Below are 15,850 nucleotides of genomic sequence, written 5' to 3'. Positions count from 1 at the left end.
AGAATTGTCCCGGGTGCCAATTAGCCGGTCGTGGTTTCTCCTGTCGATGCAGTGACAGCGCCGCTCACAGGCTGCCGTTGCCGCCGACCATCCACGGATTGAAGGTGCATTCCAGCGCCGGGTGCGCGACCGGATCGAGCGAATGCAAAACGATGGACGCCGAACGCGGGGAGTACATGATCGTCAGATGGTCGGAATAATCCTGCTCACATCCGTCCTGCAGCGTGATGTTGTCCACCGTCGCGCCGGGGCCCGGCTGCAGGAAGGTCCAGTGGTAGGGGTTCATGATTTCGTCGTAGCGGGAGGCGACCGATGTGTAGGCCACACCGGGTACCGTGTCGCCCTGCGCGTTCAGCTTGGCGTAGAACGGCGAGCCCACCGCCTGCTGGATATTCGACAGGCCGACCAAGGGTTCGTAGAAGCCGAGGATGTCGACGCCCAGGTTGTTGATGGTCCGTCCCAGCGTCGCGATGCCCATCAGCGAGGTGCCGTGGTGTGTGGCGCCGAAGCTGATCAGCTTGCCGACTTTGCCCTCGCCGCCGTCGAATTTCAGATAGTGGTTGGCGACCGTGCCGCCTTGGGAATGCCCGACGATGTCGACCGCCGACGCGCCCGTCGCGGCCAGCACGCGATCCACGAAATCGCGCAGCTGGCGGGATGAATCCTCCATCCGGCCCAGTCCGTAACGTCCGGGCATGATCGCGCCGAGCCCCCCGCCGTCCAACAGAGCGGAGCGCCCGAAGTTGAAGGCGAACACGCAGTAGCCGGCGCGCGCCAGGCGCGGCGAGAGGTAGGCGAAGCTGTCGTAGGCGTTCAGCCACGTAGCGTGCAGCAGGACCACCGGCCGCGGGTGTTCGGCCGTCGGCGTGCAGTTCCAGCGATTCGCCCCTGGCGGGGCGACGTCGGGATGGACCAGGCCGTAGGCGTACGCGGCCAGATACGCCGACATCTCCGGCCCCTCCCCCACCGTGTCGGAAGCCACGCTGGTCGCCCATCCCGACGAGTTGCCGGAGTCCACGATCGCCCGCGGCTGCCTGCCGTCCGGAGCTGGGGCCAGGCCCGCGTCGATGTACTCCGCGAGCGCCTGCTGTGTCGGTTCGACCTCCTCCTGCGCGTGCGCCACCCCGGTACCGAGCGCCGTCGCGATGGTCATGCCCGCGATCACCGCGGCCCCCAGAATTGCCCGTCGAGCGTTGTGCCGCATTGCAAACATCCGATTCACTTCCGTTCCCGCCGAAGATGCGCGGCCCCGGCGCCGAATAGACCACCGCCACACAATGTTTGCCACGACACATTCGAACGGTTATGTGATCGGGACCATATTCACGAGCCGCGGTCCGAATCTATGGCGATGCCCGGGCCGGTGTCACTGCACCGCGAGGAGAAGATTCCGTCCGGAAATTGGTGTCGGAGCCAAAATTCGGGCGCTGCCTCGCAGAACCTTGCCGCAGGTTGTGTGGTCGGAAACAATCGGCCCATGTCCGTCGCGTTGTCCCCGGTTGCCGGTGATGCCCCCTTGGTTGCCCGGCTGCTCACCCGCTGGCCGCAGATCGCCGAGCGCATGTTCGCCGCGGGGCTCGGCACCACCCCACCGGCCGCCGATCTGCCGGAGGGGCATTTCACCGCCGAGGTGCTGCCCGCGATCTACGCCTGCGGCCGCGCGGTGCTCCAGGCGATCGGCGAACAGCGCAGCTTCACCAAGGCCGAGGTCGCGACGTTCGTCGCCCCGGTGGCCGAACGGCATGCCGAGGACCGGTTTCCGCTGCCCATCCTGATCGAGGCCATTCACGGTTCCGCGCAGTCGGTGCTGAAAGAGGCCGCGGCTCTGGCTTCCCGCGAGGAGCTCGACGACCTCGTCCTGATCGGCAGCCGCCTGCTCGATCTGCTGATGCAGATCAACATCACCGTCGTGGAGACCTACACCGAGGTCGAGCAGTCCATCTACAACGCCGAACGGGAAGCACGGCGCGCGCTGTGCTCGGCGCTGCTGCACGGGTTGCCCGCCGCGGAGCTGGCAGCCAGGGCGGACACCGCCCTGGCGGAGCACTACACCGTGCTCGCGATCCACATCCGGCACGACGACCAGCCGAGCACCGTCGCGACGCTCGTGGGCCGGCGCCGCATCCGCATCCTGCACCGCGCACTGGACGCCCTCGCGGGCACGACGACGCTGGCCACCTTCGACGGCTGGACGGGTATCGCGTTGCTGCCCAGCGCCTCCGACGCCGAGCTCGACGACACGCGCTACGCGCGGCTGGCCGCGGAGCTGACCGAACAGTTCGGCGTGCCGGTTTTCCTCGCCGAGTACCCCTCGGTGCCGATGAATGCCATACCGCAAACCGCGAAGGAAGCCACCGACCTCGCCGAACTCGCCCGGCTGCTCGGCCGTCCCGCGGGTGTCTACCAGCTCGACGACCTGCTGTTGGAATACCAGCTCACCAGACCGGGCACCGCCCGCGCCCGGCTGGCCGAGCGCATCGCCCCGATTCTGGACAGCCCGCACCTGCTCGAAGCGCTCGACGCGCACCTGCGTCACGGCTCCGACCGCAAGGCCGCCGCCGCCGAGATCCACGTGCACCCCAACACCTTCAGCTACCGCTTGCGTCGCGTCGCCGAACTCACCGGTATAGATCCCACCGATCCGCACGACTCACGGTTGCTGGCCGCCGCGCTGACGATCCAGCGCCTGTATCCGGGCCAGCCGACCGGCTCCGGCCAGAGTTAGCGCGCGGAAACTCGCTCTTGCTTTCCGCAGATGCGGAAATAAACTGCTCTCCATGTCGAATTTGCGGATCAGTGAGGCGGCGGCGCTGCTGGGGGTCAGCGACGACACCGTGCGGCGCTGGATCGATCAGGGCAAGCTGACCGCCGTCCAGCTCGACAGCGGGCGCAAAGGCGTCAGCGGCCGGGAACTCGCCGAATTCCTCCGGGCCAACGCGGAGGCGCCGGAGCCCGGCGTCACCGTGGCCGCGTCGGCACGCAATCGGCTGCGCGGCATCGTCACGCGGGTGGTGAAAGACACCGTGATGGCGCAGGTGGAGATGCAGGCCGGCCCGTTCCGGTTGGTCTCGCTGCTGAGCCGGGAATCGGTCGACGAACTCGGACTGGAGGTCGGCAGCGTCGCGGTGGCGTCGGTCAAATCGACGCACGTCGTGGTGGAGGTACCGGAAAGTTGACCAGGATGATTCGATCGCTGAGCGTGGCGGCCGCGGCTGTGGCGTTGACGGGCTGCGGCACGGACCAGGCCGGACCCGCCGGTCCGGACGGGATCGGCGGCACCGTGACGGTGTTCGCCGCCGCTTCCTTGACCGAGACGTTCACCGAACTCGGCACCCGGTTCCAGGCCGCGCACCCCGGAGTGCGGGTCGTCTACAGCTTCGGCGCCAGTTCCGCGCTGGCCGAGCAGATCATCCAGGGCGCCCCCGCCGACGTCTTCGCCTCGGCCGCGCCGAAGAACATGCAGCAGGTCGTGGACAAAGGCGAAGTGACCGCCGTCCCGGCCACGTTCGTACGCAACCGGCTGGAGATCGCGGTACCCAAGGGCAATCCCGGCCGGATCACCGGGTTGGCCGACTTCGGCAAGACCGAGCCGAAGATCGCGCTGTGCGCCGAGCAGGTGCCGTGCGGGGCCGCCGCCGAGACGGTCTTCCAGGTGGCGGGCATCAACCCCGAGCCCGATACCCGTGAGACGGACGTGAAAGCGGTCCTGACCAAGGTGAAGCTCGGCGAAGTCGACGCCGCCCTGGTCTATCGCACCGACGTGCAAGCGGGCGGCGGCCAGGTGGAGGGCATCGCCTTCCCGGAGGCCGACAAGGCGGTCAACGATTACCCGGTCGCGCCGCTGGCGCACGCGCCGAACGCCGCGGCGGCGGCCGCGTTCGTCGAGTTCGTCCGGTCCGAGGAGGCGCGGGCGGTATTCGCGAAGGCGGGATTCGACACACCGTGATCCGATCGGCGCGGCGCCGGGCACCGTCGGGACGACGACCGCTCGTTCTGGTGCTGCCCGCACTGTGTGCGCTGGCATTCCTGGTCGTCCCGCTGCTCGGGCTGCTGCTGCGGGCGCCGTGGCGAACCCTGCCCGATCGGCTGTCGACCGCCGAAGTCGGCCAGGCGCTGCGGCTTTCGCTGCTGTGCGCGAGCCTGGCCACGGTGCTCTGCCTGGTGTTCGGCATTCCGCTGGCCTGGCTGCTGGCCCGCGGGGAGGTGCCGGGGCGTGGGCTGATCCGGGCGCTGGTCACCGTGCCGCTGGTGTTGCCGCCGGTGGTCGGCGGCGTGGCCCTGCTCCTCGTGCTCGGCAGGCGCGGGCTGGTCGGCCGGTACCTGTACGAATGGTTCGGCGTCGCACTGCCGTTCACGACCGCGGGCGTGGTGGTCGCGGAAGCCTTCGTGGCGATGCCGTTCCTGGTGATCTCGGTGGAGGGTGCGCTGCGGGCGGCCGATCCGCGGTTCGAGGAGGCGGCCGCGACGCTCGGCGCGTCACGCTGGCTGACATTCCGGCGGGTCACGCTGCCGTCGGTACTGCCGGGCATCGTCGCGGGCGGGGTGTTGTGCTGGGCGCGGGCCCTCGGCGAATTCGGCGCCACCATCACGTTCGCGGGCAACTTCCCCGGGCGGACCACCACGATGCCGCTGGCCGTCTACCTCGCATTGGAGACCGATCCCGACGACGCGATCGTGTTGAGTCTGGTGCTGCTCGCCGTTTCGGTGGCGGTGCTGGTCGCGTTGCGGGAGCGGTGGATCCGGGGTGCGATATGACGCTCGAAGCGCATCTGCGGGTCAGCCGGGAGCGGTTCCGGCTCGACATCCCGCTGAACGTCACGGCTGGCGAGGTGATCGCCCTGCTCGGGCCCAACGGCGCGGGCAAGACCACGGCGTTGCGCGCGCTGGCCGGATTGACGCCACTCACCGGCGGAGCGATCCGCCTGGACGGCGACACCTGGGACGCACCACCGAAGGTGTTCCTGCCTGCCGAGCATCGCCGGGTCGGCGTCGTCTTCCAGGACTACTTGCTGTTCGCGCATCTGAACGCGCTGGACAACGTCGCGTTCGGCCTGCGCGCCCGCGGACATCGTCGCGCCGCGGCACGCGACCGCGCCGCGCATTGGCTGCGCCGCGTCGGCCTTGCCGAGCAGGCCGGGGCCAAACCGCGCACCTTGTCCGGTGGCCAGGCCCAGCGAGTCGCGCTGGCCAGGGCGCTCGCCACCGACCCGGCGCTGCTGCTGCTCGATGAGCCGCTGGCCGCGCTGGATGCGAGTACGCGTGCACGGGTCCGATCGGATCTCGCCCACCACCTCGCCGACTACCCCGGTCACACCGTGCTGGTCACGCACGATCCGCTCGATGCGATGGTTCTCGCCGATCGCCTCGTGATCATCGAACACGGCGCCGTGGTGCAGGAGGGCCCGCCCGCCGAAGTGGCCCGGCGTCCGCGCTCCGACTACGTCGCCAACCTGGTCGGCCTCAACCTCTATCGCGGCACCGCACGCGGCACCACGGTCGAGCTCGCCGACGGCGGCGTCTTCACCGTGGCCGAGCCCGGCCGAGGACCGGTTCACATCGCCTTCCCGCCGACGGCGGTCGGTCTGCACCCCGCGCCCCCGGAGGGCAGCCCACGCAACAGCTGGCCCGTCACCATCGCCGGTATCGAGCAGCACGCCCACACCATCCGGGTCCGCCTGGACGGGAATCCGCCCGTGCTCGCCGACGTCACGCCCGCCACCGTCGCGGAGCTGCGCCTACGGCCGGGCATGCGACTGTGGGCCGCGGTCAAGGCCACCGAAACACACACCTACCCCGCCTGAGAACGTGCCTCTGGACGACATGGCCGGTGCTCGGCCAGCCGGTAACGCCGTGGTATCGGTCGTCGTGATCGCCCGGGCAGGCGACCGGGTCCGGGTGAGTGGCGCAGTCTGCCGTGTGAGATCACGGGACCATCCCGGCCGGGCGGCGCGGATAACGAATCGAACTTCAGACGCCTGCGGCTCCAGCGAGAGCGCCCGCGCGAACGCGAATGCGCTTCTTGCGTACCGCTCAGACCTGCGGAAATGCGACCCGTTTCACGATTTCGCGGTGATCTCCATCACATAACGGAGTCATAACAGCAGATCCGTATCGGCGTGTTTCCCGCAATCGACCAGCGAGTATGGCTATTACTCTCGACCAGTGGTTCACGCTATTCGGACGTTATCGACACGTGATCTGTCGCGACTTCTCCGCTAACGTCGGTCACGGCTCGGAGCAACACCGAGATCGAGCTCGAATCGCTGAACGCCGGAAACCCTGTCCCGCGGTTCGAGTATCCCCGACATCACCTGGGGGCAGGGACGCGGCGAACTTCGCCGAGTCGGTGGGCGCAGGCGGGAATCCACATGTCGCAAAACCGTAAATTCACCACTCGTGTCCTCGGCTTCACCGCGGCTCTCGGCGCCCTCGTCGCCGTTCCGTTCGCTCTGTCCACTGCCACCGCCACCGCGTCCGGCCACAACTGGGATGCCGTCGCACAGTGCGAGAGCAGTGGCAACTGGAGCACCGACACCGGCAACGGTTTCTCCGGTGGTCTGCAGTTCACCCAGAGCACCTGGGAGGCCAACGGTGGCACCGGCCGCCCGTCCAACGCGAGCAAGGCTGAGCAGATCCGCGTCGCGGAGAACGTGCTCGCCACCCAGGGCCCGGGCGCTTGGCCCGTGTGCGGCTCCTACCTCTGATGATGCGTGATCCGGCGCCTACCGTGCAATGCGGTAGGCGCCGGGCTATTTCATAGCGACACTGCCGATCGCCGTATTCACTCGGTGCGTCCGCAATTCGCAATTCAATTATCGAGCCGGATCCGGATATCTCACGCGAGGATTCGCCATTGTCTTCGGTACCGGATCTCCTCAGTCCGATCGCGGCCCGGTAACGGGGCGCAGGCCCGCCCGACCAGGGCGCGCGCCACTGGCGCCGCAGTGCCGTTACTTCCCGTGTGCCCGCAGCTGATAGAGCCCCTCGGTTTCGGCGACCACCACGCCGTCGGCGTCGGTCACCACCGCCCGCAAGGTGAAGTCGGCCTTGCCGTTCGCGGAGGCCTCGGCGGTGATGCGCGCGATCTCGTCCTCCGACAGCGTCGCCTCCGCGCGCACGTCGGTCTTGGCCGGCTTGCGGAAGAAGATGTGCAGGTCCTTCACCAGCGGATAGAACGCCGCGGTGTCGAAGGTGGCGATGGCGATCGCGCCGCCGAGGATCTCCGCGACGGTGAACAGCACGCCCGCGTACATCACGCCGAAGTGGTTGCCGTTGCCCTCGGCGGGCACCGAGGTGGCCGCGAAACCGCGCCGCACCTCGACTGCCTGTACGCCCATCTTGTGCGCGATCGGAATGGTGAATTCCAATGCCCCGTTGACGACATCCTTGAACGGAGGCGTATCGACGTCGCTCATCCGCGCGACCATCCCTTCACACCGGAGGTGGCCAGCACCTCGTTGTCTCTGCCACGGCCACCTCGGTGGACCTCAGCGAAGCGTAGGCCCTCGTCAGCCGCGTCAACAGAGTATTGGCGCATTGCCAATACTTGCGACCCGGGGTTGGTCGGCGCGACCAGCGGTTGCTCGCCCCGTCGGTCTCGTCACGTCAGCGCGAGGCGGGAACCAGTTCTCGCGTGATGGCGGTGATGAAGTCGGGCAGGTCGCCCGGGTTGCGTGAGGTGAGCAGGGTCCAGCCGTCCTCCGCGGAGCGGACCGCCGGTTCGTCGACCCACGCACCACCCGCGTTGACCAGGTCGGCGCGCAAGGTGAAGTACGAGGTCAGCGTCTTACCGCGGACCAGTTCGGCATTCACGAGCAGCCAGGGGCCGTGACAGATCGCGGCGATCGGCTTGCCCGCACCCGCGAACTCCTTGGCCAGCTCGACCGCCCGGTCGGTGACCCGCAGCTTGTCCGCGTTCACCGTGCCACCGGGCACCACGAGCACGTCGAAGTCGTCCACGGAGACCTCGTGCAGCGACGAATCCGGTTGCACGACAGTGTCTTTGTCCACGTCGTGCCGGAACGTCTGCACCTGTTCGTTCTTGGGCGCGGCATGGGTGACCTGCGCGCCCCGCTTGCGCAACTCATCGCGCGGCACCAAAAGTTCGTCCCGCTCCACCCCGATGTTCGAGGTGATGATCAGGACCCTCGTGCCGTCGAGCTGATCGGTCATGAGCGATTCCCTAAGTTGTAGGTGTCTGGGGTTGGTGCCCTGGATGCCCAGGACGGTGGGGTGTAGCTGATGTGGCGCTTGCTTCTGTTGTGGCTCGGAAGGAATGGCTGCCCCACCGTGCTGGACGCTCCGGCCACTGATTGAGATCTGATGCGGTTCGTCGCTGGTTAGGGACCTGATGGCGGGGTTGTCCACGGGCTTCGGTTGGGTGAACTGGAGTGTGAGAGTGGCGCTGCGCCAACGGATCTGGGTCGGTATCGATGTCGGCAAGGCCGGCCACCATGTGTGCGTGGTCGATGAGAACGGCAAGGTGTGCTGGTCGGGCAAACTCGCCAACGATCAGCGGGCGATCGAGGCGGTGATCGACCGCGCTCGCAAGACCGGGATCGAGTTGCGGTGGGCGATCGATCTGACCAGCCCACTGGCCGCGCTGCTGATCACGGTGCTGCTGGCCGCCGGTGAGTCGGTGGTGTACGTGCCCGGCCGCATGGTGGCCACCATGACCGGCATCTTCCGCGGTGAGGGCAAGACCGACGCCAAGGACGCCCGCGTCATCGCCGACACCGCCCGTATGCGCTCGGATCTGCAACCGGTGACCGCACCCGACGAACTGATCGCCGAGCTGACCCAGCTGTCGAGCTACCGCACCGACCTGATGGCCGAGTGGGTGCGTGGAGTCAACCAGCTGCGCGCCATGCTCGCCGCGATCTTCCCGGCGTTGGAGGCCGCGTTCGATTACTCGACGCGTTCGCCGCTGATCCTGGTCGCCGGACTGTGCACCCCGGCCGAGATCCGCAACGCCGGAATCAACGGTGTCACAACATATCTCACCGACAATGGGGCGTGGCGCAAAGGGATCGGCGCGATGGCCGCGCAGGCGGTCGCCGCGGCCGGAACCCAGGACATCGCCGTGCCGGGCGAGGCCACCACCGCCGCGCTGATCAAACGGCTCGCAGGCAAGCTGCTCGACCTCGACCGCGAGATCAAAGACCTCGACAAGCAGACCACCACCCGATTCCGGCAACATCCGCAGGCGGGGATCATCGAGTCGCTGCCCGGCATGGGCCCGCACCTGGGCACCGAGTTCCTCGTGAGCACCGGCGGTGACGCCCTGGCCGAGTTCACCACGCCGGGCCGGTTGGCCTCCTACGCCGGGCTGGTGCCGGTTCCGCGCGACTCCGGCCGGATCAGCGGCAACCTGCACCGGCCCAAACGCTACAACCGCAGGCTGCGGCGTGTGTTCTTCATGGCCGCCTTGTCCTCGATCAAGAACGAGGGGCCCTCGCGAACGTTCTACCAGCGCAAACGCGCCGAACGGCTCATTCATACCCAAGCCCTCCTAGCGTTGGCCCGACGCCTGGTCGACGTGCTGTGGGCCCTGCTGCGCGACAACCGCCCCTTCGACACCAAGCCCCCGAGCATCAACCAGGTCCCCACTGCGGCTTGACATCGTCATTGAGATTCCTTTCGATCGGAAATGGTCCTACTTCGGACATGCCGCTCGACGTCGCGGCTAAACCTCGCCGGAGGCGGAAGACGTGGCCTCGCGCGGCGGCAACAGCGTGCTGGAGAGATGTTCCTGAGCCAGGCGGCGCAATGCCGAGAGCAGAGTGTCGCCGAGGATCGTTCCGACGATCGCGGTTTCGGTCATCCGCTCGAGGCCGCGTTCGTTGCCGACCAGGGCGATGTCGGTGGCGGCGATGGCTTCGCTGGCGCCCGCGTACTCGTCCATCGCCGCGACCACGTCGGCGTGACCGAGCAGGCGCAGGGCGGCGCAGACGTCGACGAGGGTGCCGCGAGCAGGGCTGTCTTCGTGGATTCGCCAGCCCCGCCGGTCGAGCAGGGCGGCGACATCTCGGGCGGCCGCGTCCCGCTGCTCGTCACCGACCGGCGACCTACGCCCGCCCAGCGCGTACTGGACGTGGCCGAGTGAGTCGCGCGCGGACAGGCTGCCGCTGTCGAGCACCGCGAGCAATTCCTTGGCCGCCTCGATGGACAGGCCGCCGATATCGAGCAGCGCCCTGATCAGCCGCAGGCGGCTGACGTGGTCGTCGCTGTATTCCGCCTGGTTGCGATGGGTTCGCACGCCCGGAGGCAGCAGCCCCTCGCGCACGTAGTACTTGATCGTCGCGGCAGAAACGCCGCTGACGCGGCTGAGTTCGGCGATCCGCATCGGAGTACCTCGGTCTCGGTCCATGTATTGACAGTGGAGAGTACAGCTATCCATAATCATGGTGATAGTGCAACTATCGATAGCTCATCTTCCGAAAGGCTGCGACTCGTGACCGCCCTCTTCCAGCGCTATCCCGCTCTCTCCTGGCATCGCCCGCTGATGCTGCTCGCCGTAGCGATGGCGTTGCTCGTCGTCTGGTCGATCGCGGGCATGGTGGTCGACGATCGCACCCTCACCGGTCTGCCGATCTGGGCCAAATCGGCCAAGTTCGCCCTTTCCGTGCTGATCTACGCCGTGACCTGGGCATGGTTGATCGCCCAGCTCACCCGCTGGCGCCGGACCGCGTGGTGGGCGGGCACGATCGCGGCGCTCGGCCTCGCGCTGGAGTTGGTCATCATCGTGACCCAGAGCGTGCGGGGTACCACCAGTCACTTCAATTTCACGACGCCGTTGAACGCGGCGCTGTGGGAGATCATGGGCTCATCGATCGTGGTGGTCTGGATCGCCACTTTGGTCGTGTCGGTGGTGCTGTTCGTCCATCCGACGGCCGACCACGCCCGCAACACGGCGATCCGGTGGGGCACCGTGCTTGCCCTCGCAGGCGCAGCACTGGGGTTCTTGATGCTTCGGGAAACGCCGGAACAGAAGGCCGCGGGCGGCTCGATCAGCGGGGCCCACACCGTCGGACTTCCCGATGGCGGACCAGGGTTGCCGATTCTCGGCTGGAGCACCGCCGGAGGCGATCTGCGGATTCCGCATTTCCTCGGAATGCACGCGTTGCAGGTGATTCCCCTGGTTCTGCTCGCGGTGGAACTGGCGGCGCGGTGGATGCCGGTACTGCGATCAATGGAGACCAGAAGAACGCTCGTCAAGATCGCCGCGACGACCTATGGCGCTGTGCTCGCGGTGCTCACCTGGCAGGCGTTGCGGGGGCAGTCGGTGGTGCATCCCGATGCGGCGACGCTGGTGGCCTTCGGTGTGATCGCAATTGCCGCCGCAGGTTCGGCGGCTGCGGCACTGCGACCGAAACCGGTGGTAGCGGAACGCGCACCGGTAGGTGCCAGCCGATGACGAACCTTCTTTTCGACCTCACCTTCTGGTTCGCCGCGCCGTTCTGGGCCCTGATGATCCTGGCGCCGAGATGGGAGCGGACAAGCGCTGTGGTCGCGTCACCGCTCATCTGTCTTCCACCGCTGATCATCTACACGGCACTGGTCGCCCCCGAGTTCGGCGCATTCGCCGGTGCACTGATCAACCCGAATCTGCCGGGGCTGCAGGGCATCCTGGGCGACGGAACCGGCGCGGCGGCAGCCTGGGCACACTTCGTGGGATTCGATCTGTTCCTCGGACGATGGATCTTCCTCGACAGCCGCACTCGCGGTCTGCCGTCACTACTGATCAGCCCACTGCTGGTGCTCACCATCCTGTTCGCGCCGATCGGCGTCCTGCTCTACCTGCTCATCCGGCTCACCAAAGCTCCGGCGCCCAACCGATCCGTCCCCATGGAGGCATGATGGAAACCCTGCTCGTTCTCCTGACCACGCTGCTCTTGCTGCGCGCGGCAGGCGCACTCGGCGCTCGCCGGTTCACCGACTGGCCCACCTGTGCCGCATACGCCCTCGGCGTGATGCTGATCATGACCGGCACCACGCACTTCCTTCCCGAGGCATTCGCGGACTCCCCCGCGCCCACACACGCGGATTTCATCCCCATGGTGCCGCCGTTCGTGCCGCTCCCCAGCCTGATGATCTATCTGACCGGGGTCTTGGAACTGCTCGGCGCACTGGGGCTGTTCCGCACGCGAACCCGCAGACCCGCCGGACTCGGGCTCGTCGCGCTGTTCGTCGTGATGCTGCCCGCCAATATCCACGCCGCCGTCTCCGACGTGCCGTTCAATGGCGCGCCCGCGACACCGCTGTGGGCGCGAATCCCCGAGCAGGTGCTGTACATCGGCGTCGCCCTGTGGGCAGCCGGAGTGCTGCGGCTCCCGCGACGAGACCGTACGCGAATCGCGGGCGACCACGTGATCGCCTGACGGCAACCATGACCGCACGTGGCTCGCCCAGCGGACCTCGGTGATTCCGGTGCGTCGTACTTGTCAACGGCCGGAAGCCATGAAGTCGACCGCCTGTCTCGATTCCGGAGCGCCCGGATCGACCGACACCGCTGGCCTATCGCCAGGCCAGCGGTGACCGAGCGCACACCCAATCGGACATCCCATACGGTATGGTATGGACATCGGCGGTAGAGGAGGTTCCGATGGCCAAGCGGGATTGGCTCGACGCGGGGTTCGCGGTGCTGGCCAAGGACGGAGCGCGCGCACTGACGGTCGATCGTTTGTGCGCCGACCTCGGACTGACGAAAGGGTCGTTTTACCACCACTTCCGGGGCATGTCGGGGTACAAGACGGCCCTGCTCGAGCATTTCGAGAGCGAATTCACCGGCCGCTACATCGCCGAAGCGGAACAGGGTGATGCCCCCGCGCACGACAAGCTGACTCGCTTGCGGAATCGCATCCTCGCGGATCACGAAGCCGAGCGCGCGGTGGAGATCGCGATGCGTGCCTGGGCGATGCAAGATCCCGAGGTGTACCAACTCCACCAGCGCGTGGACCAGCGGCGAGTCGACTACGTCGCATCCCTGCTGCGCGATATCGGCGAATACGGCGACGAGACAGAGCCTTTGGCGCGCCTCTACTACCTCGCGCTGATCGGGGCGCAGCAGGTGATTCCGCCGCTGCCCCCGCAGGACCTCGCCGAGATCTATGCCTTCGTCAGGCGACTGGCGACGAAGAAGGAGAAGTGATGTCTGCACTCGGCCCCTGGGTACCACGGCTGATCTTCGCGACGGCCGCCATCCATTTCGTGTGGGCTTTCGTCCAGCCCAACGATTGGGCGGGCATCGCGGGCGAAGGGTTCTGGGCGACCGCCGCCGATGTCGACGATCCGGACTACTTCGCGCGCGACGCCAGCGTGTGGTTCATGATGTGCGGAATCGCACTGTTGTCCATCGGCACGCTCACACGCGACGCTCTGGCCGCCACCGGCCGCGTTCCCGCCCACGTCGGGTGGTACATGATCGCGATCGGAATTCCCTTGACCGCCATCTACTTTCCCGTCACGGGCGGATGGCTGATCCTGGCCATCGGGGCGGTGGCGATGGGAGCCGCGCGCCGCTCAGGCAAGGAGCTGGTCGCCGGTCGGCCACACGGGACCTGATTCCGACTTCTCTTCCTGCACAACTCTTCAGAGCTCGGCCTAGCGATATCTCCCCCGGCTCAGCCGCTTCTCCGACCCGCGGTCATCGCGTCATTCGCCGCACGTAACCGGGGTAGCGCTGTCGCGCGCTGGATGCGGATCACTGCGGCGTGTCGCCTCCGCCGATACCGCTCTCGAAATTCACCGCCACGCCCGTACCGGCACTTGGTCGGCAACCGAGGCCAGACGTGCCTGCCGGGCTGATCGATAACCGATTCGCACGAGATCGAAAGGACTCCCCCATGAGGGTTGTGCTCGCGGGAGCGACCGGAACATTGGGATCAGAGCTGCTCCCCCTCCTGCTGGCCGCCGGTCACAGCGTCACGGCGCTGACACGGTCGACGACCGGCGCGCGGCGTGTGCGTCGTGCCGGTGCATCCGCGCTGGTGGTCGACGTCATGGATCGGCAGGCGTTGCTGCGAGCCGTCGACGGGCGCACCGCCGACGCGGTGATCCACCAAGCAACCGCGCTGTCCACCCTGCCGCGCAGGCATCGTGACCTCTACGCCACCGACGCCCTGCGCGAAGAGGGCACCGCGAATCTGCTCCGCGCCGCCGAAGAGCTCGGCGCGCGGCGTTTCGTCACACAATCCTTCTTCCTCGGTTACGGCTATCACGATCACGGGGACGAACCGGTCACCGAGGAGGCGCCCTTCGCCCCACCCGCCCGCGGCGAGTTCGAACGACATGCGCGGTCGATGCGCGCCAACGAGCAGCAGGTGCGCAACGCCCACGGCATCGAAGGGATCGCGCTGCGCTACGGGCTGTTTTACGGGCCGGAACCGAGTACCCGAACGCTGATGGACATGGCCCGTGCCCGTCGGCTGCCGATCGTCTTGCCCGGCGGTACGACGTCGCCGATCCACATCGCGGATGCCGCGGCGGCGACCGTCGCGGCTCTCGAACACGGACGGCCCGGCGCGGCATACAACATCGCCGACGATCATCCGCTGCCGTTCGCCGAGTACGTCCAGGCGCTGGCCGCGGCCGCCGCGGCGCCGCCGCCACTACGGGTGCCCGCCCTGTTTCTTCGTCCGCTTCCGTACATGTACGCCCTGATGGTGCGGAGCCGGATCCGGCTCTCGAACGCGAAGGCGAAGGACGAACTCGCCTGGACACCGCAATTCCCGTCGGTGCACGACGGCCTCGCCGCCATGACGGAATCCCGCTGACCCTGCCCTGATCCGAACTACGCGAAAGCCGAGGAGCAATGAATCCACCAGCTACGAAACAGATCGCAGCGACCGATCCGGCCGTGTCGGCGATGTCGGTGTCGCGCAGGGTGTTGTCGCTTGCGGTGGCCCCGGTGGGCGCTCTGCTCGGTGCCGTGCTGGCCTTCCGCATGTATCACCCGCCGCGGCGCAAGCACCACCGTTCTCCGGAAGATTTCGGGCTGAACGCGACGGAACGGACGGTCGAGTTCGCGCCGGGAAAGCACATCCACCTGTGGCTGTGCGAGGGCGATGCCGATCGGGTCGTGGTGCTCGGTCACGGCGTCGGGCTGAGCAAGTCGGCGTCGCTCGCCCACGCGAAATTCCTCCACGAAGCCGGGTACACGGTGTGCCTGTTCGACCACCGCAACCATGGCGCCAGTAGCGCCGATCGCCGGTTCCGCCGGGTCGGTGAGCATTTCACCACCGATATCGTTTCCGTGGTGTCGGCGCTGCGTGGATCGCCGACCTACCGTTCGGCCAAGATCGCGTTGTACGGTTTCTCGTTCTCGACCTTTCCGTCGGTGAACGCGCTGACCCGACACGAGTTCTCGGTAGACGCCATCGTCTGCGACAGCGGACCCGGTGACGACGGACGCGAGATCTTCGAAAGCTTCCTCCGCGCCGGCGCGTTGCCACTGCCGGGCCTCTTCTCGGCGGGCCCCGCCGGAAAGGTCACGGCCGCCTCGATGAGCGCCACCGCGCTGCTCATGCTGGGTGTCGACTGGCCTCCGGCTCCGACACCAGCCCTCGAACGCGTTCCAGCCCTACTCATCTCAGGTGGCGACGATCAGATCGTCTCGCCCGGCTCGGTCCGATCCTTCGCCGGACGCTACCCACGATTCCGAGCCCGCATACTGGCCGACGTCGAACACCTGGCCGGACTGAAGACCGAACCGCGTACCTACACCGAGACCGTCCTCGAATTCCTCGATCGGGCCCTGCGGGTCGACCGGAACACTGTCGACTGATACGCCCTCCGGGGCATCCTTGCCGCAACGACTACGCAGCCGAAGGGACCGGCTCGCGAATTGGAG

Annotated in this window: 17 protein-coding genes and 1 pseudogene; 14 read left to right on the top strand and 4 right to left on the bottom strand. The window is 67.5% G+C overall.

Annotated features, from left to right (window positions below):
* Nucleotides 1-64 precede the first annotated feature (64 nt).
* Complete coding sequence (locus tag ACWPXK_RS10370) at nucleotides 65-1,204, bottom strand: esterase/lipase family protein (RefSeq protein ID WP_454195847.1); 1,140 nt, start codon at nucleotides 1,202-1,204, stop codon at nucleotides 65-67.
* A gap of 273 nt (nucleotides 1,205-1,477) precedes the next feature.
* Here ACWPXK_RS10370 and ACWPXK_RS10365 point away from each other — a divergent pair, with 273 nt between their 5' ends.
* From ACWPXK_RS10365 to ACWPXK_RS10340, 6 genes and pseudogenes are all read left to right on the top strand, one after another.
* Nucleotides 1,478-2,725: a PucR family transcriptional regulator gene (locus tag ACWPXK_RS10365; protein ID WP_454195846.1), complete on the top strand. Its 1,248-nt coding sequence runs from the start codon at nucleotides 1,478-1,480 to the stop codon at nucleotides 2,723-2,725.
* 52 nt (nucleotides 2,726-2,777) lie between these two features.
* Complete coding sequence (locus ACWPXK_RS10360; RefSeq protein ID WP_454195845.1) at nucleotides 2,778-3,176, top strand: TOBE domain-containing protein; 399 nt, start codon at nucleotides 2,778-2,780, stop codon at nucleotides 3,174-3,176.
* A 5-nt stretch (nucleotides 3,177-3,181) separates the two neighbouring features.
* Nucleotides 3,182-3,946: a molybdate ABC transporter substrate-binding protein gene (gene modA / locus ACWPXK_RS10355; protein ID WP_454195844.1), complete on the top strand. Its 765-nt coding sequence runs from the start codon at nucleotides 3,182-3,184 to the stop codon at nucleotides 3,944-3,946.
* Nucleotides 3,943-4,755, top strand: a complete 813-nt coding sequence (modB, locus tag ACWPXK_RS10350) for a molybdate ABC transporter permease subunit (RefSeq protein WP_454195843.1) — start codon at nucleotides 3,943-3,945, stop codon at nucleotides 4,753-4,755. Before modA ends, modB begins: the two co-directional genes overlap by 4 nt.
* Entirely contained in the window at nucleotides 4,752-5,801 is a 1,050-nt protein-coding gene (locus ACWPXK_RS10345; protein WP_454195842.1) for an ABC transporter ATP-binding protein, read from the top strand. The genes modB and ACWPXK_RS10345 overlap by 4 nt, the downstream gene beginning before the upstream one ends.
* A gap of 567 nt (nucleotides 5,802-6,368) precedes the next feature.
* Nucleotides 6,369-6,701, top strand: a pseudogene (locus tag ACWPXK_RS10340) (transglycosylase family protein); the annotation flags it as partial.
* A gap of 249 nt (nucleotides 6,702-6,950) precedes the next feature.
* On the opposite strand, the gene ACWPXK_RS10335 reads toward ACWPXK_RS10340, so the two are convergent.
* Nucleotides 6,951-7,415 carry a PaaI family thioesterase gene (locus ACWPXK_RS10335; RefSeq protein ID WP_454195841.1) on the bottom strand — a complete coding sequence of 155 codons (465 nt, stop codon included), beginning with the start codon at nucleotides 7,413-7,415 and terminating at the stop codon, nucleotides 6,951-6,953.
* A gap of 190 nt (nucleotides 7,416-7,605) precedes the next feature.
* A complete protein-coding gene (locus tag ACWPXK_RS10330; protein WP_454195840.1) occupies nucleotides 7,606-8,172 on the bottom strand; it encodes a type 1 glutamine amidotransferase domain-containing protein in 567 nt (188 codons plus the stop codon).
* A gap of 226 nt (nucleotides 8,173-8,398) precedes the next feature.
* On the opposite strand from ACWPXK_RS10330, the gene ACWPXK_RS10325 reads away from it, so the two are divergent.
* Nucleotides 8,399-9,619, top strand: a complete 1,221-nt coding sequence (locus ACWPXK_RS10325; RefSeq protein WP_454195839.1) for an IS110 family transposase — start codon at nucleotides 8,399-8,401, stop codon at nucleotides 9,617-9,619.
* A gap of 66 nt (nucleotides 9,620-9,685) precedes the next feature.
* On the opposite strand, the gene ACWPXK_RS10320 is transcribed toward ACWPXK_RS10325, so the two are convergent.
* A complete protein-coding gene (locus ACWPXK_RS10320; protein WP_454195838.1) occupies nucleotides 9,686-10,345 on the bottom strand; it encodes a MerR family transcriptional regulator in 660 nt (219 codons plus the stop codon).
* Nucleotides 10,346-10,453: 108 nt separating this feature from the next.
* On the opposite strand from ACWPXK_RS10320, the gene ACWPXK_RS10315 reads away from it, so the two are divergent.
* From ACWPXK_RS10315 to ACWPXK_RS10285, 7 genes are all read left to right on the top strand, one after another.
* Nucleotides 10,454-11,416 (top strand): hypothetical protein, encoded by a 963-nt coding sequence (locus ACWPXK_RS10315; RefSeq protein ID WP_454195837.1) that lies wholly within the window; start codon nucleotides 10,454-10,456, stop codon nucleotides 11,414-11,416.
* Nucleotides 11,413-11,859 (top strand): ABA4-like family protein, encoded by a 447-nt coding sequence (locus ACWPXK_RS10310; protein WP_454195836.1) that lies wholly within the window; start codon nucleotides 11,413-11,415, stop codon nucleotides 11,857-11,859. The genes ACWPXK_RS10315 and ACWPXK_RS10310 overlap by 4 nt, the downstream gene beginning before the upstream one ends.
* Nucleotides 11,859-12,380 carry a DoxX family protein gene (locus tag ACWPXK_RS10305; protein WP_454195835.1) on the top strand — a complete coding sequence of 174 codons (522 nt, stop codon included), beginning with the start codon at nucleotides 11,859-11,861 and terminating at the stop codon, nucleotides 12,378-12,380. Before ACWPXK_RS10310 ends, ACWPXK_RS10305 begins: the two co-directional genes overlap by 1 nt.
* 224 nt (nucleotides 12,381-12,604) lie before the next feature.
* The gene (locus ACWPXK_RS10300; RefSeq protein WP_454195834.1) at nucleotides 12,605-13,150 is read left to right on the top strand and encodes a TetR/AcrR family transcriptional regulator; all 546 of its coding nucleotides are present in this window, start codon (nucleotides 12,605-12,607) and stop codon (nucleotides 13,148-13,150) included.
* Nucleotides 13,150-13,563, top strand: coding sequence for a DUF6463 family protein (locus ACWPXK_RS10295; protein WP_454195833.1), 414 nt, complete (start codon nucleotides 13,150-13,152; stop codon nucleotides 13,561-13,563). Before ACWPXK_RS10300 ends, ACWPXK_RS10295 begins: the two co-directional genes overlap by 1 nt.
* A 281-nt stretch (nucleotides 13,564-13,844) precedes the next feature.
* Nucleotides 13,845-14,774, top strand: coding sequence for an NAD-dependent epimerase/dehydratase family protein (locus ACWPXK_RS10290; RefSeq protein WP_454195832.1), 930 nt, complete (start codon nucleotides 13,845-13,847; stop codon nucleotides 14,772-14,774).
* Nucleotides 14,775-14,812: 38 nt separating this feature from the next.
* Nucleotides 14,813-15,784, top strand: a complete 972-nt coding sequence (locus ACWPXK_RS10285) for an alpha/beta hydrolase (RefSeq protein ID WP_454195831.1) — start codon at nucleotides 14,813-14,815, stop codon at nucleotides 15,782-15,784.
* The last annotated feature ends 66 nt before the right edge of the window (nucleotides 15,785-15,850 follow it).

The sequence above is a fragment of the Nocardia sp. Marseille-Q1738 genome, assembly GCF_965283145.1.
This window is presented reverse-complemented; position numbering and strand designations above follow the sequence as displayed.

Bases quoted from the DNA above. Each gene is read 5' to 3' on its own strand.
- ACWPXK_RS10370 (WP_454195847.1), bottom strand. From the start codon at position 1,204: ATGCGGCACAACGCTCGACGGGCAATTCTGGGGGCCGCGGTGATCGCG.
- ACWPXK_RS10365 (WP_454195846.1), top strand. From the start codon at position 1,478: ATGTCCGTCGCGTTGTCCCCGGTTGCCGGTGATGCCCCCTTGGTTGCC.
- ACWPXK_RS10360 (WP_454195845.1), top strand. From the start codon at position 2,778: ATGTCGAATTTGCGGATCAGTGAGGCGGCGGCGCTGCTGGGGGTCAGC.
- modA (WP_454195844.1), top strand. From the start codon at position 3,182: ATGATTCGATCGCTGAGCGTGGCGGCCGCGGCTGTGGCGTTGACGGGC.
- ACWPXK_RS10345 (WP_454195842.1), top strand. From the start codon at position 4,752: ATGACGCTCGAAGCGCATCTGCGGGTCAGCCGGGAGCGGTTCCGGCTC.
- ACWPXK_RS10335 (WP_454195841.1), bottom strand. From the start codon at position 7,415: ATGAGCGACGTCGATACGCCTCCGTTCAAGGATGTCGTCAACGGGGCA.
- ACWPXK_RS10330 (WP_454195840.1), bottom strand. From the start codon at position 8,172: ATGACCGATCAGCTCGACGGCACGAGGGTCCTGATCATCACCTCGAAC.
- ACWPXK_RS10320 (WP_454195838.1), bottom strand. From the start codon at position 10,345: ATGCGGATCGCCGAACTCAGCCGCGTCAGCGGCGTTTCTGCCGCGACG.
- ACWPXK_RS10310 (WP_454195836.1), top strand. From the start codon at position 11,413: ATGACGAACCTTCTTTTCGACCTCACCTTCTGGTTCGCCGCGCCGTTC.
- ACWPXK_RS10305 (WP_454195835.1), top strand. From the start codon at position 11,859: ATGGAAACCCTGCTCGTTCTCCTGACCACGCTGCTCTTGCTGCGCGCG.
- ACWPXK_RS10300 (WP_454195834.1), top strand. From the start codon at position 12,605: ATGGCCAAGCGGGATTGGCTCGACGCGGGGTTCGCGGTGCTGGCCAAG.
- ACWPXK_RS10295 (WP_454195833.1), top strand. From the start codon at position 13,150: ATGTCTGCACTCGGCCCCTGGGTACCACGGCTGATCTTCGCGACGGCC.
- ACWPXK_RS10290 (WP_454195832.1), top strand. From the start codon at position 13,845: ATGAGGGTTGTGCTCGCGGGAGCGACCGGAACATTGGGATCAGAGCTG.
- ACWPXK_RS10285 (WP_454195831.1), top strand. From the start codon at position 14,813: ATGAATCCACCAGCTACGAAACAGATCGCAGCGACCGATCCGGCCGTG.